Below are 23,244 nucleotides of genomic sequence, written 5' to 3'. Positions count from 1 at the left end.
TTAGTGGTGTCGAGTCGTCGTCCCCACGACGGTGACCGAGCCAACGGCGTAGCCCGCGGTCTGATCGTGGCTCAGGCTGACATCGATATCGGCCGTCGCAAGCGAACTGCCGCGTTCCTCGAGCGTCGCGGCGAGTGCGTCGGCCGCGGCGGGTGCCAGCGAGAGATGCGGGCCGTCGACCCGGCGGTCGATTTCGATGGCAGCGGTGGGCACGCCGGGAGACGTGCCAGCGAGCGTCTTCAGGAACGCTTCCTTGGCCGCCCATCGGGCGGCGTAATGCTGTGATGGATCGGCCTGTGCCTCACAATAGGTCTGTTCAGCAGGCGTGAACACGCGGTCACGGAACGAGTCATCGAACTCCGCGAGCAGGTCGGCGATACGAGTGATAGAGACGACGTCGACGCCGTGGAAAACGACGGGATCGGAGCCGAGAGTGGGTGCATCGTCGGCCATCGTCATGGACGTTCGAACACGAGTACCCCGTTCGTGCCACCGAAGCCGGCCGACGTACTCACGGCGACGTCGACGGCCGTCTCGCGTGGCTCGGTGACGACCGGCAGGTCACAGTCCGGATCGGGCGTCTCGTAGTTTGCCGTCGGCGGGATCGTTCCCTCGGCGATAGTCCGTGCGACGACGACGGCCTCGATCGCGCCAGCCGCGCCGAGCGCGTGTCCGAGGTGGCCCTTGATACTCGTCGTCGGCGGGACGCCGGATTCAACCTCGCCGAACACCGTCGCGAGCGCGTCGGCCTCACGGGCGTCGCCGACGGGCGTACTCGTCGCGTGAGCGTTGACGTGATCGACGGTGGCCGGCTTCCTGTTAGCGTCCAAAAGCGCCTGCTCGAGACAGCGCCGAAGCCCGTCACCCGCTTCGGCCGGCCGCGTAGGGTGGTGGGCGTCGGCGGTCCGGCCGGCTCCGGTGATCGCGGCGTATGGCGTCGCGCCACGCTTGCGGGCATGGTCGCGTGCCTCGAGAACAACGATGCCACAGCCCTCCGAGAGAACGAGTCCGTCCCGGTCGCTGTCGAAGGGGCGACTCGCTGTCGCAGGGTCGTCAGCGGTGCTGAGCGCTCGCATCGCGTCGAAGCTGCCGACACCGAGCGGCGAGATCGCGGCGTCGGTGCCGCCGGCGACGACGATGTCGGCCCGGCCGCGCCGGATGTCGTCGGCCGCGGCTGCGATGGCGTGCGTGCCCGCCGAACACGCCGTGCCTGGCGCGCGATTCGGCCCCTTCGCACCGATCGTCATGCTGACGTGCCCGGCTGCGAGGTTCGTCAGCGCGCTCACGAGAAACGACGGCGAGGGGCGCGCGCCTGCCGCAGCTTCGATTTCGGCCAGGCCGGCCAGTCCCGAGCCGATGCTGGTTCCCACCCGTTCGGCGTTCCAGTCGGGGCTGGCGGCGTCGAATCCGGTGTCGTCGAGCGCCTCGGCGGTGGCGGCGACGGCGAACTGGGCGTACCGGCCCATCGTCCGGTCGTCGACGCGGTCATCGGGCGCGATAGCTGCCGGCTTCGTCTCCACTTCACAGGCGGTCGAGGCCCGCAGGCCCGCCTCCTCGGGATCGAAGTGCGTTATCCGCCCCGCACCGCTTGCACCCTCGAGCAGCCCCGTCCAGGTCCGCTCGACGCTCTCGCCGAGCGGCGTCACCAGTCCGAGGCCGGTCACGACCACGTCGCGGCCCATCTCAGGCGCGCTCGGCGACGTACGCCGTCAGGTCGCCGACCGTCTCGAGGTCCTCTAAGTCCTCGTCGGGGACGTGGACGTCCACCTCCGCCTCGATAGCCTCCGCGATCTCGACCAGATCGAGCGAATCGGCGTCGAGCGCCTCGCCGTCGAACGGCGTTCCGTCGTCGAACACGTCCGAATCGACGCGCAATCGGTCCGCAACGATCTCTTCGACACGAACTGATACGTTCTCCGTAACCGTCATGTGCTGTCGTTCCCCGAGCGCTGCCAAAACCGTCCCGATTCTCGTCGGCACCCCGTTAGGGTTCGAGGACGACTGTTCCAACCGTCTCGCGGTTAGCAAGCGCGTCGTGTGCTTGTTCGGCGTCCGCCAGCGGCAGCGTCCGGTCGACGACGACGTCAACGTGGCCGGTCGCGACGTGATCGATCAGCGACGGCACCGCACCGAGGACGCGCTCGGGAACGTGTTCGAGGGCGTGCTCGAGGTGGTAGCCGCGAACAGATTGATTCGCGAAGAACAGTCGCGGGGTCGCCACGGTCGGCACCGATCCACTCGCCATCCCGAACGAGACGATGCGACCGACCGGTGCGAGCGCGTCCACGCTGGCAGCGAAGGCATCGCCGCCGACTCCATCGATGACGAGGTCAACGCCACGGCCGTCCGTCCGTTCGCGGACGGCGTCCGCGACGTCGATGTCCGTGTAGTCGATAGCGTGGTCGGCCCCGAGGTCGCGAGCCAACTCGCGTTTCGCCGCGGTGCTCGCAGTCGCAAAGACCGTCGCCCCGGCCGCGGCGGCCAACTGGACGGCGAGCGAGCCGACGCCGCCGGCTCCAGCGTGGATCAGAACCCGGTCGCCGGCCGACAACTCGCCCCACTCGTGGAGGACGTTGTGGGCGGTCAACCCCTGGACCGGCAGGGCCGTCGAGTCGGCCCACGCGATCGCGTCTGGGAGCCGAAACGTGCGGTCGACGGGTGCCGTCGCGACCGCCGCGTAGCCACCGGTCGACGGCAGCGCAGCGACGCGGTCGCCGACCGCGAAGTCGCTCGTCGCCGGCGCGGCCGTGACGGTGCCGGCGACGGCCAGCCCCGGGACGAACGGCGGCGATGGACTGTCCGGATAGGCCCCACGGCGTTGCTCGATGTCGGCGAAGTTGACGCCGGCGGCGGCGACGTCGATAGCGACTTCATTCGCGTTTGGCGCAGGTACGTCCCGGTCGGTGACCGTCAGCACGTCGCTGTCGCCATATTCGTGGACTTCGATAGCTCGCATCGTCAGTTCCCGGCCTCCGGGTCGACGGCGTTTCCGCCAGGCAGTTGCTGCAGTCGGTTCCGACGCTGCTGGGCGACGAACGCCACGAGGTCGTCGCTGTCGGGCCCAGGAAGCCGACGCCAGCCCATTCGCTCGACGACGGCGTCGACCAGGTCGGCGAGGCCCATGACCGTCTCCTCGACGAGCGAGCGCTCGACCGCGCCGCGCTCGAGGAGGGCCCCAAGTCGACCCATCCCGTAGCCGACGTGGCGACCCTCGTCTCGTCGGATACCGCTGAATCCCTCGACCAGCCCGGGAAGCGACGGCCCATCCGTTTCCGGGCCGAACGTCGACTCGACGGCGTGAAAACCGGTCTGGCCGAAGACGCCCTCGACCGTCAGATGGTAGTGACAGAACGCTCGAGCCCGGTTTTCGGGCGTATCTGCCTCGAGCAGGCGATTCATTGCCGTTTCGGTCCGATTGAAGATTTCCTCGTAGGAGTCGGTGAACCACCGGTCGGCCGTCGGCGCGGTCGGCTCGAGGCCGCGTGCCTCCGCGGCGGGCCTGACAACGTCGGCCCAGTAGCGCTCGAAGAAGGCGGCGTGTTTGGCCTCGTCGTAGAGGTGGCTCGCGACGAATCGCTGATCGCTGTCGTCGTCGACGACCGCGGCGACCGGCACCAGATCCTCGGTGACGCTTTCCTCGCCCGCGCCGAACATGGCGAGCGTCGCGCGCAACTGGGTAAACGCGCTCCGGCTGAGGTCGGTGAGCGTCTCTCGGTCGGCCGTCAGGTCGATCGCGTACGGGTCCCAGTGGCGCTCGACGGCCTGCCTGAAATATCGCTCCGTCGTCTCCCGTGTGTCCGGCGGCATGTCAGCCTTGTTTGATGAACCCGAAAATAAGACTGCCCATCCCGGCTGGCGGTGTGGGTCGGCGAGTCGATCCGATTCGCCGCTGGCTGCATACGTAGCCGTTCACCTATTTATCGGAGCAGGATCATATTCTACGTATGAAGATCCTCGTCGCCGGCGGCACCGGCTTTATCGGCACGAACCTGTGTGCGGAACTGGCCGAGCGCGGCCACGAGGTAACGGCACTGTCTCGATCGCCGGACGGAGGCGGACTTCCGGCCGACGTCGAGACGGCGATCGGCGACGTCAGCGCCTACGACTCGATCGCCACGACCGTCGCGGACCACGACGCCGTCGTCAACCTCGTCTCGCTGTCGCCGCTGTTCGAGCCACCCCGCGGGACGAGCCACGAGGAGGTCCATCTCGGCGGCACCGAAAACCTCGTTCGCGCCGCCGAAGACGGGGACACCGACCGTTTCCTCCAGATGAGCGCGCTCGGTGCCGATCCGAACGGCGACACCGCCTACATCCGCGCCAAGGGAAACGCAGAGCGGGTCGTCCGGGACTCGAGTCTCGAGTGGACGATCGTCCGCCCGTCGGTCGTCTTCGGCGACGGCGGCGAGTTCGTCGACTTCACGAAGACACTGACGACGCCGCACGTGACGGGGTTGCCGGGCGGTGGGAAGACGCGGTTCCAGCCCATCTGGGTCGGCGATCTCGTCCCGATACTGGCTGACGCCCTCGAAGACGACACCCACGTCGGTGAAACCTACGAGATCGGCGGCCCGGAGGTCCTGACGCTCGCAGACGTGACGGAACTGGCCTACGAAGCCGAGGGCAAAGACGTCACGATCGTCCCGATCCCGATGGGACTGGCCAAAGTCGGGCTCTCGGCGGCTGGCCCGCTGCCGTTCGTCCCCTTCGGCCCGGACCAGGCCCGATCGCTCGCCTTCGACAACACCGTCGCCGACAACGACGTGGCCGCCTTCGGCCGAGATCCAGCGGAGTTGACGACGCTCAGTGCGTATCTTGGCCTTGATGGCGCGACACGACTGTCGAAACCGGCCGACACCGCCTGACGGCGGCGAGCCGGAAGCGGGCTCGAGTATTCGCCGACTAGATTCAGACGCCCGGCGGTCCCACCGGAAACTCGGCACGGCAGACCGTCTGACAAGGGTCCGTATCAGAGACAGTTTTCCGAAGTCGATCGGCTTATCAAAGCACAGACAGCAACGGTGGCGTTTCGGCCAGGATTTTCGGAGATGTCACGGCTCGTTCGTTCTAGTTACGTGAGAGTACTCCACTCGAGAAATTCAGCTTAGCACAAGGTTTATATCCTCCATTGCACTGGTACCAATCCAACGGAGCCCCCTGACAAACAATGAAGCTGGCGATGGTCGGATTCGGACAGGCCGGTGGCAAGATCGTCGATCGATTCCTCGAGTACGACGATCGGACGAACAGCGGAATCGTCCGCGCGGCGATTGCCGTCAACTCCGCGAAAGCGGACCTCATCGGTCTCGACAATATTCCACAGGAGAATCGCGTACTCATCGGCCAGGCCCGTGTAAAGGGCCACGGCGTGGGTGCTGACAACGAGCTCGGCGCGGAAGTCGCCGAGGAGGACATCGACGAGGTACAGAACGCCATCGACCAGATCCCGACCCACGAGGTCGACGCGTTCCTGATCGTCGCCGGTATGGGCGGCGGCACTGGTTCCGGTGGCGCGCCGGTCCTCGCCAAACACCTGAAACGGATCTACACGATCCCCGTCTACGGACTCGGCGTCCTGCCGGGCACGGACGAGGGTGGTATCTACACGCTCAACGCGGCTCGCTCGTTCCAGACGTTCGTCCGCGAGGTCGACAACCTGCTCGTCTTCGACAACGACTCGTGGCGACAGACCGGCGAGTCCATGGAAGGCGGCTACGACCAGATCAACGAGGAGATCGTCCGCCGCTTTGGGATCCTCTTCGGTGCCGGTGAGGTCGGAGAAGGACAAGAGGTCGCAGAAAGCATCGTCGACTCCTCGGAGATCATCAATACGCTCTCCGGTGGCGGCGTCTCGACCGTCGGCTACGCGAGCGAGGAGGTTGAACTCAACACTGGCGGTGGACTCCTCTCACGGTTTACCGGCGATGGTGACGGCGACGACGGACTGGACGCCGCCAACACCACGAACCGCATCACGAGTCTCGTCCGCAAGGCCGCACTCGGCCGGCTCACGCTCCCGTGTGAGATCGAAGGCACCGAGCGCGCACTGCTCGTGCTCGCCGGCCCCTCGGAGTACCTCAACCGGAAAGGCATCGAACGCGGGCGCAAGTGGCTCGAGGAGGAAACCGGCAGCATGGAAGTTCGCGGTGGCGACTTCCCCCGGGAGGAACCCGAAGTCGCCGCAGCGATCTTGCTCTCGGGTGTGACGAACGTCCCCCGAATCAAGCGTCTCCAGCAGGTCGCAATCGAAGCCCAGGACAACATTGACGACATCCAACAGGAGAGCGAAGAGAACTTAGAGGAACTCGTCGAGGACGACGAGGACGAACTCGAACCGCTATTCTAGACCGCGGTTTCCGTTTCAGCCGACGGTTTGAGCGACCGCACTCGTGTCAGGGGGCACGAGAATCGAACCGACCTATACGATCGGTCGACCGGAATCGATGCCGGCTCCGACGTGCTTTTGAGCGCGCCCGGACTACGGCACCCCATTCAGATGCGCGTCGTGGTCCCGTTCGCCGCCGAGACGCCGAAGACTCGCCTCGAGTCCGTGCTGTCCCCGCCCGAGCGACTGGGCTTTGCCCGCGCCATGCTCGCGGACGTCGTAGAGGCGATCGTCGAAGCGGGCCACGAGCCGACGGTCGTCGCGACCGCGCCGCTTGATCTCGCCGCGCCCGGCCTCGAGCTCCCGGACGGCGTCGCCACAGCAGTGTCGGTCACGGTCGACGACAGACCGCTGACGGACGCGGTCAACGCGCGATTGCCGGACGGCGACGCGACGACCGGAGACGCCGTCGCGGTCGTCATGGCCGATCTCGCGCTGGCGACGCCCGCTGCACTCGAGCGCCTCCTGACTGCCGAGGCCGACGTCGCGATCGCGCCAGGTCGGGCCGGCGGCACGAACGCGCTCGTCGTTCGTGATCCCGCGTTCGTCGTCGACTATCACGGCACCTCCTATCACGACCACTGCGAGATCGCCCACGAGGTCGGGGCCAGCCTCGAGACGATCGACTCGTTTCGGCTGGGAACGGACATCGACGAACCCGACGACCTCGTCGAAGTGCTCGTCCACGGGCGCGAGCGCGATCGTGCGCTCGCCCGCCTCCGGGCGTTCGGCTTCGAACTCGACCGACACGACGGTCGGGTCGGCGTCGTTCGTCCCGAGGAGTCACTGACGGAGACGTGACACCCGCCGGCCCGAACACCGCGAAGCCAAGCCCTTATACGCCAAGCGACGACAGGGAGAGGTAATGTTCCCCGGGGCGAACGAGTACGGCGTCGAGCTTGCCGTCGACGATCGAGCCGTCGAGGACCTGCTTGCGATCAGCCCAACCGACGTCGACGCGCCGTCGGAACTGACATTCGCACGGAACGTCTTCGTGCCGCTGACGACGGCCTGTCGCTACACCTGCACGTACTGCACCTACTTCGACCCGCCGGGACAGGCCTCACTGCTCTCGCTCGAGGAGGTCCGCGAGATCTGCCGGCGTGGCGCGGATGCGGGCTGTACGGAGGCGCTATTTACGTTCGGCGACGATCCCGACGATCGCTACACCGAGATTCACGCCCAGCTCGCGGAGTGGGGCTACGACTCGATTCACGAGTATCTGCGTGCGGCCTGTGAGGTCGCCCTCGACGAAGGACTGCTCCCACATGCCAATCCGGGCGATCAGACGCGCGAACAGATGGAAACCGTCGCTGACGTCAACGCCAGCATGGGTGTGATGCTCGAGACGACCGCCGAAGTCGATGCTCATGCCGGCCCGCGCCGGAAGGAACCCGGACAGCGCCTGCGGACCATCCAAAACGCGGGCGAACTCGACGTCGCGTTCACGACCGGGATTCTCGTCGGGATCGGCGAGACGTGGCGGCATCGTGCCGAGAGCCTGCTCGCAATCCGTGAGTTACACGACCGCTACGATCACGTTCAGGAAGTGATCGTCCAGCCCGTCGTGGACAACGAGCGCTGGGCCGGCGGTTCGCCCGACCTTGCGACGATGCGTCGCGTGACAGCGATGGCCCGCGCCGCGCTCCCCGAGGAAATCTCGGTTCAGGTGCCGCCGAACCTCGCCCCCGCGAGCGACCTGATCGACTGTGGCGTCGACGATCTGGGCGGTGTCTCGCCGGTCACCGACGATCACATCAATCCCGAGTACGCGTGGCCGGCGCTGCGCGAACTCGAGGCGATCGCCGAGGACACGGGCGTGCCACTCGGCGAGCGACTGCCGGTCTACGAGCGATTTCTGCCAGCCGACCTTCGACCGGACGGGTTCGATGGCACCGCCGCCGACGGTGCGGACGGCGACGACCGGGCGTGGATCTCGTCGACGATCCGGGCTGCGCTGACGGCCGACGATCCGGCGGGCAAGCGCTATCGGGCGGTGCTTCACGATCGGACGACGACGCTCGCGGATTAGAAGAAGTCCTCGTGGACTGCAAGCCCCTCGTCCTCGAGAAGCGGCCCGTCGACTGTCGTCGGTCCGTCGGCCCGGTCGACGACTTCTTCGCAGGGAATTTCGATCACGTCTTCGTCTCGGACTGCTGCGAGCGAGTCGACGGAGACGCTGTAGACGATCTGGTCGAGCCCCGCATAGACGATCGCACTCGCACACATCGGACACGGTTCAGTGCTGGTGTACATCGTACACGACGCGCGCTCGGCCGGCTCGAGTTCCGTCGCGGCCCATCTGGCCAATTTGAACTCCGGGTGGGCGGCGATGTCGTCGTCGGTCAGCGTCGTGTTCTCGGCCGTTCTGACGATTTCGTCTTCGATAACGAGCAGGGAGCCAAAGGGTGTGTTGCCGCTCTCGACTGCCGATTCGGCGAGGTCGATCGCCCGTCGCACGTACGACTCGTCGCTTGTCATACCGATTCGTCGGTCGCCACCACTGATACGGGTTGCTGTACTCTCGACTGCGCCGTTTCCGCTGTGGGAACCACCGACTCTCATATGCGTATGATCTGAGATGATAGTGATAGCACGGACCGGCAGCGATCGAGCCAGCAAAAAAGCGGCGGTAGAGTGGTCTCGGCTACGTGCTCGGCATTCGCGGTGGACTGGATTTCGCCTTCACGCCAGTGTCACGCTCAGCACTCGTCTCCTCGGGAACACCGGACACCTTCTCACCGGTCACGAGGAACTTGAGGATGTTGCCGATCAGGACATCGTTGTCGGCACGGTTGTAGTTCGTACTGGACATGAAGCCGGGATCACCGACTGCGATCACGTTCCCGCTCCGTGCAAGGACACCGTACGCTCCTGTCTCTCGGGTTTCGGAGTGTTCCGTTCCCTCGAGCGTCGTGAGGAGGGTCTGCCCGTCTGTGACGACCGGTGTCGGGCCGTCGAAGACGACGCGGTCGACGCCGTCGGTCAGCGCGGAGTCGGTCGACGGGGTCGCGTAGATCGACTGGAAATTGTTCGCATACTCCTCCATATTGTAGAGGTAGCCGGTGTCGTAGGCGATTCCCACAGGCGAGGTGACGGCAGCGAACTCGTCGCCCGTCGGCTGGGTGCCGCCGAGCAACCCGAGCAGCCCACCGAGGCCGCCCGAGTCGGGGCCGGCAGCGAACAGGACGCGGCCGCCGGCATCGGCGAACGCGCTCACGCCAGCCGCTTCTTCGGCGGTGTATCGCGTCCCGGGTTCGACGACGATCAGCGCGTCGGCGCCACGGAGCGTCTCGTTCAATCGTGCAGCAGGATCACGGTCGAACTCGTCCGACGCTTCGAGATACTGCACGGAGTGACCGTTCGCCGTTAGCGCAGAAACGACTGGCTCGAGGTCTTCCTCGGCGACGTCGTTCGAGTGGGCGACGTCGATCACGATGGTCTTTGACTCGCCGTCGTCATCGTAGGAGATCGTCCCGCTGCGGTCGACTGTCGGCGCGTCGATCGCGCTCGGCTGGAACTGTTGTTGATCAACCGTTGGTTGTGCTGTCATCCCCTGATTGGTGACGAGTCCGGCCGCACCCACGCTGGCGACGGTGACGAACACGACGGTAGCGAAGACGACGAGCCGAGAGCGGACGCTCACGGGCGACCACCTCCAGTCTCGTTGGCCACGGGGCGCTCGAGTTCGGTCGCGGCGATGACCCGTTCGTTGTCGACCGACCCCCACAGCGCGAGGAACGTGGGTGTATTGACGGCGCCGTACCGGCCGAAGGTCTGTGGGTGAACGGCGGACGCCTCCGGGCGGTCGCCGCTTTCACCACCGATGATCAGCGAAATACCGGAGCGCGGTTCACTCTCCATTTCGACGACATCATAGTCCTTGAGGCCGGCCATATCCGCGGCCGTCCCGGTTGCGACCTCGGTGTCTCCGATCTCATCTGCGAGCCCGTTCTCGACGCTCTCGATGCCGGTGTAGACCTTTGCGTACGCCAGTTCCGTCTCCGAAAGGGTCAACTCGTCGCCGCGATGCTCGACGACGGTGCCGACGAACGCTTGACGCATCATCTCTACCTGTGTCTTGTACTCGGCTTCGGTGCCGCCGGTGTTCTTGTCAGGACCGGTCGTGATCTGCTCGTCGGCCGGCGGCACGTCGAAGTACGTCGCCCGAACGCCGATGCTACCGACGATCGAGCCCGGCTTGACGTAGATTTCGTCGCTCGGCGCAATCATGTAATATCCGCCCGAGGCGGCCGTCGAGTCGACGCTCGTAACGACGGGCATCTCTTCAGCGGTGCGTTCGACAGCGAGGTACAACCCCTCGCTCGCGCTGACACCACCACCAGGGCTATCGACATCCAATACGACCGCATTGATCGAGTCGTTCTGTCGTGCTTCTCGTAGGTCGTCCGTGATTCGCTCGGCGGACGATTCGGTGAGTGTCGAATCGACTTCGATTACGGCAACTGTTCCGTCGGGATTGCTCGTCGACCCCCAGACGATCGGTGCCAGACTGGCACTGACGAGGAGGGCAACGACGACGACCGTCACGTACGACTTCGTGACGGTCCCCAGCAGGTTTCGCAGGGACGCAAGTGTTGGAGTCATATCACAACAAAGAATACTTTTCAAATTACATTATATAATATATTCTATTTCTAATTAGTTTGCATATTGTATGATAACAGCGACCATAGACCGCCGTTCAAACGGTGTTGGAAAATGTAACACAGCCTCACGTCGGGTCACTCGACGACTCGAGCGACGGACAGTCGCTGTAAGGCACACCCGCAAACGTTTCGAAAGCGGTCCGCGCTGATCCGGTCGAGTACCGCCACTTCTCGCAACATGATAGTACTGAACAAAATAATTTACACACTGATCACACGCGAGACGCGATCGAGTATCCACAGATTGTTGTCCGGCAGTATGCTGATGCAATCAGTCGGCGTTCGATCGCTCTGCTGCGGCCGTCACCGGTTGAGACGGCCGCGAATCCGCGACCGACGTCGTATTGACTGCTGTCCGACAGTATCAAACGGCACCATAAGAACCGGTTGAAGCGCTGATTCCACTCGAGACTGCAGCTATCCGTCGTCTCGGTCGCCAGCGGCCCACACGCGTAAGAGATTGTTTTTACGGTGTTCTCGAAGTACATTGGCTGTTACCGTATCGCTAGCGGTGAATCCGCCCCGGACCAGTGACGAGAGCGATCCAGTAGTCGAATGCTCTGGTTAGGCTGCAACGATCCTTGCCATCTATTCTGCCGCCGGTCGACCGATTCGATGCAGCCAGACGTAACTGGAGGAGTGAAACGATGACACCATCCGACACGGAGCGGACCGAGGAATCGCTCACCGAATCGGAAGCCGAATTGGTCGACGCTCGGCGGCGGCCGCTGTTGAAAACGCTGGGCGCGGGGGCCATTCTTTCGCTGGGAAGCGGGCTCGCAACTGCCCAAAATCGCAACGAGTCCGACGCAGCACCGACTGATGGGACAGAGCCGACTACCGCGGGGATCGACCCGTATTACGGCCTGGCGACACCCGACGCCAAGACCGTTCCCGGCAACCGTCAACCGGACCACGAGGTCGAGCTCCGCACGAACGAACCGGCCAACCCGGAGAACCCGGATCGCCCGCCGTTCTTCCACTTTAACCCGACTGGGATTCACGTCAGCACTGGCGATGTCGTGCAGTTCACCGCCGACTCACCCGACCACACGATTACGGCATACCACCCTGCACAGGGATTCCAACAGCGAGTCCCCGACGGGGTTCCGCCGTTCTCGTCACCGGTGCTCAACGTCGATGGTGCCTGGCTCTACGAGTTCACCGAGCCGGGGCTCTACGACGTGTGCTGTGGTCCACACCACGTGCTGGGAATGGCCATGCGAATCGTCGTCGGCGACCTCGAGCCCGGCGACATCCCGGCCTACGAGGATACGTTCGAAGGGAGCGAAGATCCGCCGCTACTTCCCCCGTTTAGCAAGGCGTTCCTCGAGCGAGAGCTCAACGCAACGAACGAGGCGAACGAGGGCTGTGAGTGGTCGTGGTTGACTCCGCAGGAGATCCTTGACGCGCCTGCGCTCGATCCGGCGACGATTCAAGACCTGGGAGCGGTGCCGTTCGAGGACGTGCTCGCCGATATCGATCGCTTCGCTGACGGCGTTTCGGAACACGGCAACGCCGACGACGCAGGACCGACCTCGAACCGATCGAGCGAGGACCCGGCTGACCACGAGTGATGGCAAACGGCTGACCGCTGTCCGGCTTCCCCCAAGACGACGGACTCGGCGGCGCTCGAGGGCGGGGTTCGACTACATGAGGTGGGTCTCGCTCGATGGAAGACCCATCCGCTCACAATCGGACGAAGAGGCGTGAAAATCACGCTTTTCCAGCCGCAATACTGTCGGAGAGAACTGTGAGCGGGTCACTCGGGACACAGCCCGTATCAGTCGTCAGCAGGGACCGCTCGCGCCTCTCGCTCTTCTCGCGTCAGCAACGGCGTTCCGTCCGCGTTCGGCCCGAGTTGCGGACCGAAAGGCGGGTCGTCGGGGTCGATGACCCGTCGCGTCCCGTAGTCGGTCGAGCGCTCGACGGGAACCCGGCCGATCGAGGAGATCATCTCGACGTAGTCCGCGAACGAGCGGAATTCACCGTAGCCGCCGCCGGCGCGCTTGGTGATCTCTTCGGAGAGGATCGTTCCCATGTAGTCGTCGGCACCACAGTTGAGCAGCTTCAGCCCGTGTTCGTCGCCGTACTTGACCCACGAGGACTGGATGTGCTCGATGTTGTCAAGAAAGAGCCTCGAGACGGCGATCATCAATTCGTCCTCGTCGGTGCTCGCGCCGCCGGCGACCACGTCGTGTTCGAACAGCGGCGTGTTCTGATGGATAAAGGAGAGTGGGACGAACTCCGTGATCGCGCCGGTCCGGTCCTGCAGGTCCCGAACGCGTTTCAGGTGCATCGCGCGGTGGGCCTCGTTCTCGACGTGGCCGTACATGATCGTCGCCGTCATGTCGAACCCGACGCTGGCGGCGGCTTCCATGGCCTCGAGCCAGCCGTCAGTGCTGATCTTCCCGGGGCAAATCACCTCGCGGACCTCCTCGACGAGGATTTCAGCGGCAGTGCCGGGAACTGTATCGAGTCCCGCGTCTTTCAGCCGCCGGTAGACTGCTTCGTAGTCCCAATCGGTGCCCCGGCGGGCGTGATACGCCTCCTCGGGGGTCATCGAGTGAACGTGAACGCCGTCGACGCTCATCGCCGAAATTTGGTCCGTGTAGGTGCCGGGGCTGGTCTCGTAGACGTCGGGTGGCTTGTAGTTGATGTCCTTCGGGTTCGGATGGGCCTCGAGGATCTCCCGGTGTTCCTTGTCGAGCGCGAACGCGGGGTGTAGTCCCGACACCGAGGTAACTTCGTAGATCCCCCGGTCGACCGCATCGGCGACGATCTCGCGTGACTCCGCTGGCGTTTTCGTAAAGCCCGCGGTCTCGGTCTCGGTCTCGCGTTCGAACGTGTGAGCGGCGTCTTTGAAGTTACAGAACAGACAGCCCACGTTACAGGCCGTCGTCACGTTGTTGTTCAGGTTTGCGATGAAGGTGACCTCCTCGCCGACGACCTCGGCACGCCGGCGGTCGGCCGCCTCAAGGACGCGTTCCTTGCGCCGCCGGTCGAGCCCCTCGCCGTCGGTTCCCGTGGTGAGCAGTTCGATCGCGTCGTCGACCGTGAGTCGATCGCCGTCGCGCGCCTTCGCCAGCGCGTTCTCGAATGACTGGTCGGTCTCGGGGACGTGTTCGAACGAGAGGTCGGCCTCGGTCACCGGTCGCTCCATCGGAATAGCAATGCCTGCACAGCGAGAAAAGGATGATGGATCCGGTATTCGCCCTGTTCCCGGAACGCACGTCTCGATTTTTCGGCTGTGGCACCGGCGGTGGTCGGCACGATACTGAAACCTTCTTACGGTCCGGCCACCCCAACTGGGGTATGAACTGCGGCGACGGACACGTGCTGGGGTGTCTCGTATGACGAGCGTCAAAGAGTTCCGCATCGAGGAGAAAGCGACCGCCGAGGAACTCGGCCAGGGCTCGTTCGTCTTCACCGACGACTACTCGGTGTTTGACTGGGGGAAAATGCCCGACCAGATTCCCGAGAAGGGCGCGACCCTCTGTACGATGGGCGCGTTCAACTTCGAGCTGCTCGAGTCCGAGGGCGTCCCGACCCACTACCGTGGCGTCGTCGAGAACGGCGACGTCATCCCGCTCGAGGAGGCGTCCCATCCGCCCTGGGAGATGGCGATCGATCTCACGCAGGTCCCCGACCTGCCCCACGAGGGTCGCGAGTACGACTACGACCACTACCACGAGGCAGCCGGCGAGAACTACCTCGTTCCGCTCGAGATCGTCTTCCGCAACCGGGTTCCCGTCGGCTCGAGTCTGCGCCGTCGGACCGATCCCGCCGATCACGATCTCGCGTTCGACGAGTGGCCCGACGAGGCCGTCGACTTAGACGAGCCGATCGTCGAGTTCTCTACGAAATACGAGGAAAGCGACCGCTATCTCGACCGCGCGGAAGCCGACGCAATCGCCGGCGTCGCCGCCATCGACGACCTCGAGGCGGTCGCCCGCGAGGTCAACCGAATCATCACCGAGCAGGCCGAGTCGGCGGGACTCGTCCACGAGGACGGCAAGATCGAGTGTTGCTATTATCAGGGCGAGATTCGCGTCGCCGACGTCGTCGGCACCTTCGACGAGAACCGTTTTAGCTACGAGGGCACCCAGCTCTCGAAGGAAGTCCTGCGCCAGTACCACAAGCGCACCCAGCCCGACTGGGTCGAGGCCGTCGACGCAGCCAAGACCGAGGCCAAGCAGGAAGATATCGCCGACTGGAAATCGCTGTGTGAGGAAGCACCCGAGCCGCTCGCAGAGGAGGTCCTCGAGACCGCCCGCGACATGTACTGTGCGGGGGCCAACGCCTACACCGGCCAGGAGTTCTTCGACGCGCCGCCGCTCTCGAGTGCGATCGGGGCGGTCCAGCGTCTCTGACGATCGGATTCTGTTCCGGACGCCCGTTGGCGAACGCGGCGCTCGCGGGGACTTATACGGTCTGCTGTACCGATGTCCCGGTGCAACTGCGACTGTCCTGCGGGTGCAGCGAGAATGGCGTACAGCAGACCGTATCACATCCAGCCGTCGGGAAGCCGCTCTCGATTTGCATCTAACAGTTCGAGCAGCGGCTTGACTTCCTCGAACTTCGACCCTCGTTTTACTCGGTTGCGTTCCGGATTCCAGTCGATGACGTCGTGATCCGCTAACTTCGGCAGATGGGCGTGTTTCACCTCCGCGAGCAGGAGCTTCGTTTCTCCCTCGCTCATATTCAGCTCGCTCGTGTGGATCGCGGGCGTTTCCAGTAGCTCGAGGAGCAGCCGCCGGCGTTGAATATGACCGATCGCCCAGAGGTATCGGTCGAACTTGGTCATCGTCCAGCGTACGTATGCTAATGTGAACCAAGTGGCTGCGCCACGCAGTGGCAGGCGCGAGTACAGTGGCGGTGGATGCCGTCCTCGAGTCCGGGTGTTCGCCCCGCGCTTCGTGGCGACGGTATTTGATCGCTCGAGTCCAACATCGGCTATGGACATCACAGTGTACGGGCCGCTCCGAAGCGCGACCGGCGAGAAGACGGTCACCCTCGAGTTTACGGGGACGACCGTTTCGGATGCGCTGGCCGAGTTCACCGCCGCATATCCGCGCGCGACTCCGTATCTCTACGACGGCGACGAGGTTCGCTCGAGCGTTCGAGTGACGGTCAACGGCGAACGTGCGCCGCTCGAGGCACCAGTGTCGAACGACGCCGAACTGACGCTGATGCCGGCCGTGCAAGGCGGCTCGATCGACGGGTGAGCCGGCTTATACGGACTCCTGTACGTCATTTCCGGCGCAACCGCGACTGTCTTGCGGTTGCACCGGTACATCGGTACAGCAGTCCGTATCAGAGGTCGTACTGCTCGCGCACCAGATGATCGATGCCGCGTTCCTCGAGGACGCCCATCGGCGCGAGCATGTCAAGTTGCACGACGCCGGGAAGGCGGCCGATCTGGACGCCGCCGGTGAACGTACACCGCGAGCGGACCTCGCCCTCGCTCATGTCGAGCAGGTCAGTGGCGCGGTCGAAGGCGTTCTGCGTGGCGTCGTTGACCGTCGCACCGGAGCCGATCACCTGGATCGGACCCATGTCCTCCTCGATATCGACGCCGTGTTCTGCGCCGAGATGGCGGCCCGCCTCGCGTTCCTCGTCGCTGTAGGGTCTGCTGATGAAGGGCAGGTCCTCCTCGGGCGGCAGGAGTATCGGGCCGTCGAGGTCGAGGCCTCCGATGACCTCCACATCCATCCGCACGGTGCCGCTGACGTCGGTCGTGTGCAGGGAGAGTTCGCCGTCGCCCTGGTTGGCGTGGAGGTCGCCGACGTAGATCCCCGCGCCGTCGACCTTGACGGGACAGATGAGCGTCGCGCCCGGCCGCACCTGCGGGATGTCCATGTGACCGTCGGTGCGTGCCTCGAGGTCGGCTTCGCTCTCGAGGCCGTAGTCGTGGTCGGCACCGATGAGGAACTGGCCGAAGTCACCCGCGTTGTGTGAGTCGGGCAGCGTGACCGGCGGGGTCGTGCCGATGTTTCCGATAAAGGGGCGCAGCCGTCCCAGCGTGCCGGGCATCTCGCCAGGTTCGTATAACAGGATGGGGTGCTGGCGGGAGTTCTCGGGGATGTCCATCACCTCGGCGGCGTTGTCGGCGAGGTCGTGTGCGCCGTCCTCGTCGAGGGTGATTCCGACGGTGTGGTCGTCGTCGAAGGCGACAGTGTAGCCGTACTCGAAGCCAAAGGAGGAGGCGTTCGCGCCACACTCGGCGCACTTGATCGCGTCCTCACCGGTACCCTCGACGATCGACTCGGGCCACTCGGTGCCACACTCGGGACAGCGGTGGTCGACGAACGGGTCGTCGCCGAAGGCATCTTCGCGTTCGGCCATCGACCCCGTACTCGTGGCCATGCTCGTGACCGTCATGTCCCGGATGTGGATCGCGACGGCGTCACCCACCGATGCGCCCTCGACGCGAACCGGACGAGTGACTTCGTGGCCCCCGTGGAACTCGGGAGTGATCATCGGCCCCCAGCAGCCCGGCGGCGTGTACGTCTCGATCGTGCCGCCGTCGGCGACGGTGCCGGCCCACTCCTGATCCGGTCCGACGAGGCCGAGCGTGTACTGGTCGACGGAGAGCTCCTGTTGAACTTCTTGTTGTGCCATACCAACCCACAGTTCGACACTGACGGCGATAAGGCTGCTGCCCACTCTTCCACACTCCTCGAGTTACGACCGAGTGTTCGATAAGATAGGGTCGTTCAAGTGGGGGTCACCCCATCTGTCAGCCGATGATCGACTCGCTCGACAAGGAGCTACCCCAATGTCGACAGTGTGGGTGGTCGGTGGAGCCGTCGTCCGAACGGCGCGTCGTGACGACCGTCGAAGACGGGACCGTCGTGCATCGTCACTTCTGTAGCGACGAGTGTCTCGAGGGCTGGGAATCACCGGAGTCAGACTGAGACTGGTTGCTGTCACTGCGCCATAGCAGCAAACCGAACAACAAAACGTGGTACAGCAATCAGTGGTCTTCAGCGACCGCATTGCCGATGCCGTCGATCGGCCGGTCAGGCGTGAACTCCTCGAGTTCGTCGGGGAGGCCGAGCTGGTACTCGTCGCCGTTCTCCCGAACCGAGGTTCGGCCGCGGTGGACCGACACGTCGCCGTTTAAGTGAAGCTGGACGGCCTCGAGCAGGGCGTCAGCTTCCAGTGGCTGGCCACGGCGTTTCATCTCGTCTAAGTCGGCGTCGTCAGGGACATCGAACGCGCGCTGGGTGATGATCGGCCCCTGATCTAAGTCAGTCGTGACGTAGTGGGCGGTGACACCGGCAACTCGAACGCCTTCCTCGATCGCCTGCCGATAGGCCTCCGCGCCGGGGAACGCCGGCAGCAGGGACGGGTGGATGTTGATGATGCGATCCTCGTAGCGAAAGACCACGTTGGGGCTGAGAATGCGCATGTACCGCGCGAGGACGATCAGATCGACGTTGTACTCCTCGAGGAGCGCGAGGAGCTCGTCCTCGTTTTGCTGGCCACCCTCGTCACCAATATCGTGGAACGGCACGTCGTAGTGCTCGGCCAGCGGCTGGAGATCGTCGTGGTTGCCGATGACCACGCCGATGTCCGCGCCGAGTTCGTCGTTAGCCCAGGCCTCGAACAGCGCCTCGAGACCGTGACTCTCTTTCGTCACGAGGACGGCGATCTGCTGGTGCTCGCGGTCGGCGGGGAACCGGACCTGTACGTCGAGGCCGAGGTCGTCCCCGAGATCGTGGAGGTCCGCCCGAAGCGTGTCTTCGGTACAGACCATCTCCGACGTGTCGACGGCCAGATACATCCGGAAGACGCCGTCACGAACCGCCTGGTCGAGATCCTCGATATTGATCCCGCGCTCGAACAGGAGGCTTGTCACGCGGGCGATAAGTCCGGTATCGTCGTCTCCGATTACCGTGATTTCGGTTACGTCGGTCGTCAACGCTGCCACCTCCGCTCGAGCGAATAGCGATTCATCACGACGGATCACAGTCTACGAGCGGCTAAAAGTCCTGCTTTCCGTGGAGGCGCGTGAGAATCCACCACATTGCAGTGTGGCTCAAGTCCGGCAGCCACATGCGACCCGGCCGGCAGCGTGGCCATCAGTATCCACGAACGTGCATTACGGAGTCAAGGCGAAAGCGTTTTTGAGCACGGTTACGGGGTATCAGGTAATGACCGCCTACACCGCGACGGTGACGGTTCGACTCAAGCGTGGCGTGCTGGATCCCGAGGCCGAGACGACGAAGCGGGCCTTAGAACGGCTCGGCTTCGAACTCGAGGCGCTGCGCTCGGCCGATCGCTTCGAAGTCGACCTCGAGGCCGACTCCGCGGACGACGCGCGCGAGCGTGCCGACGAGATGGCCGAACGGCTGCTGGCGAACCCGACCATCCACGACTACGACGTGGAGGTCGCCGAACGGTAAATGACCGTCGCAATCACACTGATCGAAACCGTCGGTCGCAACACCGCGGGGTGTCGACTGTGACGGTTTCGATCATCCGCTTCGGCGGCTCGAACTGCGACCGCGACGCCGAACGCGCCCTCGAGCATCTCGATATCGACGCCGAAATCGTCTGGCACGAGGATGGCCTCCCTGAGGAGACGACGGGGATCGTGCTTCCCGGCGGGTTCTCCTACGGCGACTACCTCCGCGGCGGAGCGATGGCGGCTCGCTCCCCGATCATGGCCGAGGTCCGCGAGGCTGCGGCCGACGGCGTGCCCGTCCTCGGCGTCTGCAACGGTGCCCAGATCGGCTGCGAGTCCGACCTCACCGAGGGCGCGTTTACGACCAACGAGAGCGCCCGCTTCCAGTGTGAACACGTCTACCTGCGCGTCGAGCGCGACGATACGCCCTGGACAGCCGCCTACGACGAGGGCGAGGTCATCGAAGTCCCGATCGCCCACGGCGAGGGGCGCTACGAGATCGCCGACGATCGGCTGGCCGAACTCGAGGACGATGATCGCGTGCTCTTCCGATACTGCGACGAAAACGGCGAGACGGGCCCGGAGGCGAACCCGAACGGCTCGAAACACGACATCGCCGGCATCCTCGGCGAGCGCGACTCCGTCGCGGTGTTGATGCCTCATCCCGAACGTGTGACCCTGCCCGATGTCGGCTCGACCGACGGACAGGGCGTCCTTCGCGGATTCGAGTCGGCGTAACGCAACAGCGACCGCTGTAACAGCGCTTTTTTGTCTGTTACCGAGCGACCACTGGCGAGCCGGTTCGCAGCGACGCTAGCGGCCCCACTCGTAGAACCACCAGCTCGCGCCGAGCAGTATGAGCCCGGCACCGAACGCGGAGGTCGCGGGCTCGGGGAAGACGAACAGGACGAATCCGACGAGAATCACCAGTGTGGGTTCGAGCTCGTCGACGTAGTTCCACAGCGACGGGAGTGCCATGGCTGCCCGTTCTCGGCCGCGCATCAAGTACGTGAGGCCGTCGGCTGCCGTGTGCCGCTATCGGGTCAGCGGCTGGTTGAAGCTCCGCTCGCGCTCGAGGACCGTCTCCCAGGTCAGTTCACACTCACAGGACACCTGCTCGAAGACCGACGGGTCCTGCCGCAGGTCGAAGTCCTTGATCGCTTTCTGGACGAGATCGTCACACTCCCCGCAGTTGTGTGGCCCCCGATCGGAGCCGTGGCCGACCGGGTCCGAGACGACGATGGCGTCGACGTCGGCCGTTTGCTCGAGCACGTGTGCGACCGACCAGAGCCACGGCGGCCGGTAGCCGTCGTTGAAGTAGAGTTCGTCGACCATCGTGTAGCGCTGGACGTTACACGGGTTCATCGAGACGGTATGACAGCCGTCGACATCGGCACAGCGCTCGATCGACGAGATCATGTCCGCGACGGCTTCGGACTCGGTGAGGAACGGCGGCTTCATCAGCAGATAGGCCTTGATCCCGGCCTCGGCGTCGTCGCCCGCCGCATCGTCGGCGGCCGCGGCCTCCGCACAGGCGTCCTCGAAATCCGCGAAGTCGAAGTACTTGTTCACACAATCGTGGCGCACCCGGTCGGTGGCCGTCTCGAGGCCGATCGCGACGTCGGTGTCGAGCCCGTGCTGGGTGAAGTCGGCGATCTTCTCGCGGTCGGCGAAATCAGGGAGCGATTCAACGACCATGCGGTCGCGGTCGGCGAAGGTGTCGGCGATCGCTCGGCGGCTCTCCGCGCCGACCTCGCGCTCGTCTAAGAACGAGCCGGAGGTGTAGATCTTGATGAGCTCGGCGGGCTCGTCTCCATTTTCGGCTTCGTGCTCGAGACAGACGTCGATCTGGTCCATCAGCGCTTCGTGGGAGACGCTGCCGCCGTCGACGCTTTCGGCGACGTAGCCACACATCGTACAGCCGCCGGCGCGGGCCCATCGGCAGCCGCCGGTGTTGAGAATGATCGTCAGACTGGTTTTGACGCCGTCAGGGGTGTTGTCCTCGTCGAGCCAGACGCGAGTGGGCTCGTGGGGATCGTAACTGGCCTCCTTGCGCGATCGGATCTCGCGCATGACCTTGTTGTGGGCGTCCATGCCCTTGCCCTGCTCGTAGACGTCGGGCGTGGGTTTACTCATTAGGAGACGCAAGCGGGCCAGCGCGTAAAGCGCCTTCGTCTCCCCGCGTGCCGACGTTCTGGCTGCGATCTGTCTCCCTGATGGGACTCGAGTCCAGCGGGTCGAAAACCATCACGTCTTACGTCCGACGGTCCAACTGGCAGGCAATGCGCGAGTGCTTCGAAGTTCGGGATCTCGACGCCGGCGGCCGCATCGGTGAACTCTCCGTTCCCCGTGCGGACGTCACCGTCGAAACCCCGGCGCTATTGCCGGTGATCAATCCCAATCTGGACACGCTCAGTCCCCGCCGACTCGCCGACGAGTTCGGTGCCGAGATCCTCATTACGAACTCCTATATCATCAACGGCGACGACGACCTTCGGGAACGCGCCCTCGCGGAGGGGCTCCACGACATGCTGGATTTCCCTGGCGCGATCATGACCGATTCCGGCTCGTTCCAGCTCTCCGAATACGGTGAGATTTCGGTCACGACCGAGGAGATCCTCGAGTTCCAACACGAGATCGGCTCCGACATCGCGACGCCGGTCGACATTCCGACGCCGCCGGACGTTTCCCGTGAGCAGGCCGAGCGCGAACTCGAGACGACACAGGACCGACTCGAGATCGCCGAAGACGTCGACACGGGCGAGATGCTCGTCAGCGCGCCCGTGCAGGGCTCGACGTATCCCGACCTCCGCGAGCGAGCGGGCCGCCACGCCGAGGACACCGACCTCGACGTCTTCCCGGTCGGTGCGGTCGTCCCGCTGATGAACGACTACCGCTACGACGACGTGGTCGACGTCGTCGCCGCCGCCAAACGCGGGCTCGGGGCCGACGCACCCGTCCACCTCTTCGGGGCCGGCCACCCAATGATGTTCGCGCTCGCGGTCGCGATGGGCTGTGACCTGTTCGATTCGGCGGCCTACGCACTCTACGCTCGCGACGACCGCTATCTGACAGTTCGGGGCACGCGAGCGCTCGAGGACATCGACTACTTCCCCTGTTCGTGTGCCATCTGTACCGACCACTCGCCCGACGAGCTCCGCGCGCTTCCAGACGACGAACGCGAGTCAGAGCTAGCCGCCCACAACCTCCACGTCACCTTCGCCGAGATCCGCCGAATCAAGCAGGCGATCCGCGCCGGCAACCTCATGGAACTCGTCGAACAGCGCGCTCGCGCCCACCCGACGATGCTCGACGGCTATCGGACCCTGCTCGATCACGCCGCGCAACTCGAGCGGTCGGACCCCGTCTCGAAGGGCTCATTTTTCTATACCTCCCACGAGAGCGCTCGCCGTCCCGAAGTCGTGCGCCACCACAAGCGCCTCGAGCGGCTGTCAGTGCCGGACTCCCTGTTGCTTACCGAGGGTAGCGCACCGCGGAGCGACGAGTACGATGACTCCTGGCGGGTCGAGCCGCCCTTTGGCCCGTTCCCGCGAGCACTCTCGAAGAGCTACCCGCTCACTGCCGAAGTGCCCGATCGGACGGATCGGGCCGCCCTCGCGGCTGCAGCCGACGGTGTCGCCCGCCTCGTCGAGGTGAATCCGGACGCCGACATCACGCTCGCGCACGAGGGCTGGCCTGCAGACGTCCTCGAGCGCGTCCCCGACGACGTGGCACTGGTCGATCTCACTGCGGCGTAACCACACTCAGCGTCC

Annotated in this window: 25 protein-coding genes; 11 read left to right on the top strand and 14 right to left on the bottom strand. The window is 64.7% G+C overall.

Going from position 1 to position 23,244, the window contains the following annotated elements; genetic code table 11:
- From E2L06_RS03310 to E2L06_RS03290, 5 genes are read right to left on the bottom strand one after another with little or no spacing between them, the layout of a single operon-like run.
- The gene (locus E2L06_RS03310; protein WP_249361362.1) at nucleotides 1–459 is read right to left on the bottom strand and encodes a holo-ACP synthase; all 459 of its coding nucleotides are present in this window, start codon (nucleotides 457–459) and stop codon (nucleotides 1–3) included.
- Nucleotides 456–1,682 (bottom strand): beta-ketoacyl synthase, encoded by a 1,227-nt coding sequence (locus E2L06_RS03305; protein WP_138778582.1) that lies wholly within the window; start codon nucleotides 1,680–1,682, stop codon nucleotides 456–458. Before E2L06_RS03305 ends, E2L06_RS03310 begins: the two co-directional genes overlap by 4 nt.
- Before the next feature lies 1 nt (nucleotide 1,683).
- Nucleotides 1,684–1,929: an acyl carrier protein gene (locus E2L06_RS03300; RefSeq protein ID WP_138778580.1), complete on the bottom strand. Its 246-nt coding sequence runs from the start codon at nucleotides 1,927–1,929 to the stop codon at nucleotides 1,684–1,686.
- A 55-nt stretch (nucleotides 1,930–1,984) separates the two neighbouring features.
- Nucleotides 1,985–2,956 (bottom strand): zinc-binding dehydrogenase, encoded by a 972-nt coding sequence (locus tag E2L06_RS03295; RefSeq protein WP_138778578.1) that lies wholly within the window; start codon nucleotides 2,954–2,956, stop codon nucleotides 1,985–1,987.
- 2 nt (nucleotides 2,957–2,958) lie between these two features.
- Nucleotides 2,959–3,807, bottom strand: coding sequence for a ribonucleoside-diphosphate reductase (locus E2L06_RS03290; protein WP_138778576.1), 849 nt, complete (start codon nucleotides 3,805–3,807; stop codon nucleotides 2,959–2,961).
- A gap of 137 nt (nucleotides 3,808–3,944) precedes the next feature.
- On the opposite strand from E2L06_RS03290, the gene E2L06_RS03285 reads away from it, so the two are divergent.
- The 4 genes from E2L06_RS03285 to cofG all read left to right on the top strand — a co-directional run bounded on the left by E2L06_RS03285 (nucleotide 3,945) and on the right by cofG (nucleotide 8,417).
- Complete coding sequence (locus E2L06_RS03285) at nucleotides 3,945–4,865, top strand: complex I NDUFA9 subunit family protein (RefSeq protein WP_138778574.1); 921 nt, start codon at nucleotides 3,945–3,947, stop codon at nucleotides 4,863–4,865.
- A 302-nt stretch (nucleotides 4,866–5,167) separates the two neighbouring features.
- On the top strand, nucleotides 5,168–6,346 hold the full coding sequence (locus tag E2L06_RS03280) for a tubulin/FtsZ family protein (RefSeq protein ID WP_138778572.1): 1,179 nt from the start codon (nucleotides 5,168–5,170) through the stop codon (nucleotides 6,344–6,346).
- Between the two features lie 150 nt (nucleotides 6,347–6,496).
- Nucleotides 6,497–7,186, top strand: coding sequence for a 2-phospho-L-lactate guanylyltransferase (gene cofC / locus E2L06_RS03275; RefSeq protein ID WP_138778570.1), 690 nt, complete (start codon nucleotides 6,497–6,499; stop codon nucleotides 7,184–7,186).
- Between the two features lie 64 nt (nucleotides 7,187–7,250).
- Nucleotides 7,251–8,417 carry a 7,8-didemethyl-8-hydroxy-5-deazariboflavin synthase subunit CofG gene (gene cofG / locus E2L06_RS03270; RefSeq protein WP_138778568.1) on the top strand — a complete coding sequence of 389 codons (1,167 nt, stop codon included), beginning with the start codon at nucleotides 7,251–7,253 and terminating at the stop codon, nucleotides 8,415–8,417.
- Here the strand turns inward: cofG and E2L06_RS03265 are convergent.
- The 3 genes from E2L06_RS03265 to E2L06_RS03255 all read right to left on the bottom strand — a co-directional run bounded on the left by E2L06_RS03265 (nucleotide 8,414) and on the right by E2L06_RS03255 (nucleotide 10,993).
- The gene (locus tag E2L06_RS03265; protein WP_138778566.1) at nucleotides 8,414–8,866 is read right to left on the bottom strand and encodes a nucleoside deaminase; all 453 of its coding nucleotides are present in this window, start codon (nucleotides 8,864–8,866) and stop codon (nucleotides 8,414–8,416) included. The two genes, cofG and E2L06_RS03265, sit on opposite strands and share 4 nt — an antisense overlap.
- 166 nt (nucleotides 8,867–9,032) lie before the next feature.
- Nucleotides 9,033–10,031 (bottom strand): DUF4350 domain-containing protein, encoded by a 999-nt coding sequence (locus E2L06_RS03260; protein ID WP_138778564.1) that lies wholly within the window; start codon nucleotides 10,029–10,031, stop codon nucleotides 9,033–9,035.
- A complete protein-coding gene (locus E2L06_RS03255; protein WP_138778562.1) occupies nucleotides 10,028–10,993 on the bottom strand; it encodes a S49 family peptidase in 966 nt (321 codons plus the stop codon). The genes E2L06_RS03260 and E2L06_RS03255 overlap by 4 nt, the downstream gene beginning before the upstream one ends.
- A 709-nt stretch (nucleotides 10,994–11,702) precedes the next feature.
- Here E2L06_RS03255 and E2L06_RS03250 point away from each other — a divergent pair.
- Complete coding sequence (locus tag E2L06_RS03250) at nucleotides 11,703–12,632, top strand: plastocyanin/azurin family copper-binding protein (protein ID WP_249361361.1); 930 nt, start codon at nucleotides 11,703–11,705, stop codon at nucleotides 12,630–12,632.
- 206 nt (nucleotides 12,633–12,838) lie between these two features.
- On the opposite strand, the gene cofH is transcribed toward E2L06_RS03250, so the two are convergent.
- A complete protein-coding gene (cofH, locus tag E2L06_RS03245; RefSeq protein WP_138778560.1) occupies nucleotides 12,839–14,218 on the bottom strand; it encodes a 7,8-didemethyl-8-hydroxy-5-deazariboflavin synthase subunit CofH in 1,380 nt (459 codons plus the stop codon).
- Nucleotides 14,219–14,408: 190 nt separating this feature from the next.
- Between cofH and E2L06_RS03240 the strand changes: the two genes are divergently transcribed.
- Nucleotides 14,409–15,428, top strand: coding sequence for a phosphoribosylaminoimidazolesuccinocarboxamide synthase (locus E2L06_RS03240; protein WP_138778558.1), 1,020 nt, complete (start codon nucleotides 14,409–14,411; stop codon nucleotides 15,426–15,428).
- 134 nt (nucleotides 15,429–15,562) lie between these two features.
- Here the strand turns inward: E2L06_RS03240 and E2L06_RS03235 are convergent, their stop codons facing one another.
- Nucleotides 15,563–15,862, bottom strand: coding sequence for a transcriptional regulator (locus E2L06_RS03235; protein WP_212750762.1), 300 nt, complete (start codon nucleotides 15,860–15,862; stop codon nucleotides 15,563–15,565).
- A 151-nt stretch (nucleotides 15,863–16,013) separates the two neighbouring features.
- On the opposite strand from E2L06_RS03235, the gene E2L06_RS03230 reads away from it, so the two are divergent.
- Complete coding sequence (locus E2L06_RS03230; RefSeq protein ID WP_138778556.1) at nucleotides 16,014–16,283, top strand: MoaD/ThiS family protein; 270 nt, start codon at nucleotides 16,014–16,016, stop codon at nucleotides 16,281–16,283.
- Nucleotides 16,284–16,371: 88 nt separating this feature from the next.
- Here E2L06_RS03230 and E2L06_RS03225 read toward each other — a convergent pair whose 3' ends face one another.
- Nucleotides 16,372–17,679: an acetamidase/formamidase family protein gene (locus E2L06_RS03225; protein ID WP_138778554.1), complete on the bottom strand. Its 1,308-nt coding sequence runs from the start codon at nucleotides 17,677–17,679 to the stop codon at nucleotides 16,372–16,374.
- Nucleotides 17,680–17,804: 125 nt separating this feature from the next.
- Between E2L06_RS03225 and E2L06_RS21700 the strand changes: the two genes are divergently transcribed.
- Nucleotides 17,805–17,975, top strand: coding sequence for a hypothetical protein (locus E2L06_RS21700; protein ID WP_171052299.1), 171 nt, complete (start codon nucleotides 17,805–17,807; stop codon nucleotides 17,973–17,975).
- A 59-nt stretch (nucleotides 17,976–18,034) separates the two neighbouring features.
- Here E2L06_RS21700 and E2L06_RS03220 read toward each other — a convergent pair whose 3' ends face one another.
- Entirely contained in the window at nucleotides 18,035–18,994 is a 960-nt protein-coding gene (locus tag E2L06_RS03220) for a formyltetrahydrofolate deformylase (protein WP_171052392.1), read from the bottom strand.
- 223 nt (nucleotides 18,995–19,217) lie between these two features.
- On the opposite strand from E2L06_RS03220, the gene purS reads away from it, so the two are divergent.
- Together purS and purQ are read left to right on the top strand one after the other, a co-directional pair.
- Complete coding sequence (gene purS, locus E2L06_RS03215) at nucleotides 19,218–19,469, top strand: phosphoribosylformylglycinamidine synthase subunit PurS (protein WP_138778550.1); 252 nt, start codon at nucleotides 19,218–19,220, stop codon at nucleotides 19,467–19,469.
- 59 nt (nucleotides 19,470–19,528) lie between these two features.
- On the top strand, nucleotides 19,529–20,209 hold the full coding sequence (purQ, locus tag E2L06_RS03210) for a phosphoribosylformylglycinamidine synthase I (RefSeq protein WP_138778548.1): 681 nt from the start codon (nucleotides 19,529–19,531) through the stop codon (nucleotides 20,207–20,209).
- Between the two features lie 75 nt (nucleotides 20,210–20,284).
- On the opposite strand, the gene E2L06_RS21695 is transcribed toward purQ, so the two are convergent.
- On the bottom strand, nucleotides 20,285–20,449 hold the full coding sequence (locus E2L06_RS21695) for a hypothetical protein (RefSeq protein WP_171052298.1): 165 nt from the start codon (nucleotides 20,447–20,449) through the stop codon (nucleotides 20,285–20,287).
- 57 nt (nucleotides 20,450–20,506) lie between these two features.
- Nucleotides 20,507–21,607, bottom strand: a complete 1,101-nt coding sequence (locus E2L06_RS03205; protein WP_138778546.1) for an archaeosine biosynthesis radical SAM protein RaSEA — start codon at nucleotides 21,605–21,607, stop codon at nucleotides 20,507–20,509.
- A gap of 146 nt (nucleotides 21,608–21,753) precedes the next feature.
- Here E2L06_RS03205 and tgtA point away from each other — a divergent pair, with 146 nt between their 5' ends.
- Nucleotides 21,754–23,229: a tRNA guanosine(15) transglycosylase TgtA gene (gene tgtA, locus E2L06_RS03200; RefSeq protein ID WP_138778544.1), complete on the top strand. Its 1,476-nt coding sequence runs from the start codon at nucleotides 21,754–21,756 to the stop codon at nucleotides 23,227–23,229.
- The last annotated feature ends 15 nt before the right edge of the window (nucleotides 23,230–23,244 follow it).

It is taken from the genome of Haloterrigena sp. H1 (assembly GCF_005938085.1).
Classification (GTDB): domain Archaea; phylum Halobacteriota; class Halobacteria; order Halobacteriales; family Natrialbaceae; genus Natrinema.
The sequence above is the reverse complement of the archived record's forward strand: the minus strand, read 5'-3'. Positions and strand labels throughout refer to the sequence as shown.

Excerpts from the sequence above, each read along its gene's own strand:
- E2L06_RS03310 (WP_249361362.1), bottom strand. The coding sequence starts at position 459 with ATGACGATGGCCGACGATGCACCCACTCTCGGCTCCGATCCCGTCGTT.
- E2L06_RS03305 (WP_138778582.1), bottom strand. The coding sequence starts at position 1,682 with ATGGGCCGCGACGTGGTCGTGACCGGCCTCGGACTGGTGACGCCGCTC.
- E2L06_RS03300 (WP_138778580.1), bottom strand. The coding sequence starts at position 1,929 with ATGACGGTTACGGAGAACGTATCAGTTCGTGTCGAAGAGATCGTTGCG.
- E2L06_RS03295 (WP_138778578.1), bottom strand. The coding sequence starts at position 2,956 with ATGCGAGCTATCGAAGTCCACGAATATGGCGACAGCGACGTGCTGACG.
- E2L06_RS03290 (WP_138778576.1), bottom strand. The coding sequence starts at position 3,807 with ATGCCGCCGGACACACGGGAGACGACGGAGCGATATTTCAGGCAGGCC.
- E2L06_RS03285 (WP_138778574.1), top strand. The coding sequence starts at position 3,945 with ATGAAGATCCTCGTCGCCGGCGGCACCGGCTTTATCGGCACGAACCTG.
- E2L06_RS03280 (WP_138778572.1), top strand. The coding sequence starts at position 5,168 with ATGAAGCTGGCGATGGTCGGATTCGGACAGGCCGGTGGCAAGATCGTC.
- cofC (WP_138778570.1), top strand. The coding sequence starts at position 6,497 with ATGCGCGTCGTGGTCCCGTTCGCCGCCGAGACGCCGAAGACTCGCCTC.
- cofG (WP_138778568.1), top strand. The coding sequence starts at position 7,251 with ATGTTCCCCGGGGCGAACGAGTACGGCGTCGAGCTTGCCGTCGACGAT.
- E2L06_RS03265 (WP_138778566.1), bottom strand. The coding sequence starts at position 8,866 with ATGACAAGCGACGAGTCGTACGTGCGACGGGCGATCGACCTCGCCGAA.
- E2L06_RS03255 (WP_138778562.1), bottom strand. The coding sequence starts at position 10,993 with ATGACTCCAACACTTGCGTCCCTGCGAAACCTGCTGGGGACCGTCACG.
- E2L06_RS03250 (WP_249361361.1), top strand. The coding sequence starts at position 11,703 with ATGACACCATCCGACACGGAGCGGACCGAGGAATCGCTCACCGAATCG.
- cofH (WP_138778560.1), bottom strand. The coding sequence starts at position 14,218 with ATGGAGCGACCGGTGACCGAGGCCGACCTCTCGTTCGAACACGTCCCC.
- E2L06_RS03240 (WP_138778558.1), top strand. The coding sequence starts at position 14,409 with ATGACGAGCGTCAAAGAGTTCCGCATCGAGGAGAAAGCGACCGCCGAG.
- E2L06_RS03235 (WP_212750762.1), bottom strand. The coding sequence starts at position 15,862 with ATGACCAAGTTCGACCGATACCTCTGGGCGATCGGTCATATTCAACGC.
- E2L06_RS03230 (WP_138778556.1), top strand. The coding sequence starts at position 16,014 with ATGGACATCACAGTGTACGGGCCGCTCCGAAGCGCGACCGGCGAGAAG.
- E2L06_RS03225 (WP_138778554.1), bottom strand. The coding sequence starts at position 17,679 with ATGGCACAACAAGAAGTTCAACAGGAGCTCTCCGTCGACCAGTACACG.
- E2L06_RS21700 (WP_171052299.1), top strand. The coding sequence starts at position 17,805 with ATGATCGACTCGCTCGACAAGGAGCTACCCCAATGTCGACAGTGTGGG.
- purS (WP_138778550.1), top strand. The coding sequence starts at position 19,218 with ATGACCGCCTACACCGCGACGGTGACGGTTCGACTCAAGCGTGGCGTG.
- E2L06_RS21695 (WP_171052298.1), bottom strand. The coding sequence starts at position 20,449 with ATGGCACTCCCGTCGCTGTGGAACTACGTCGACGAGCTCGAACCCACA.
- E2L06_RS03205 (WP_138778546.1), bottom strand. The coding sequence starts at position 21,607 with ATGAGTAAACCCACGCCCGACGTCTACGAGCAGGGCAAGGGCATGGAC.
- tgtA (WP_138778544.1), top strand. The coding sequence starts at position 21,754 with ATGCGCGAGTGCTTCGAAGTTCGGGATCTCGACGCCGGCGGCCGCATC.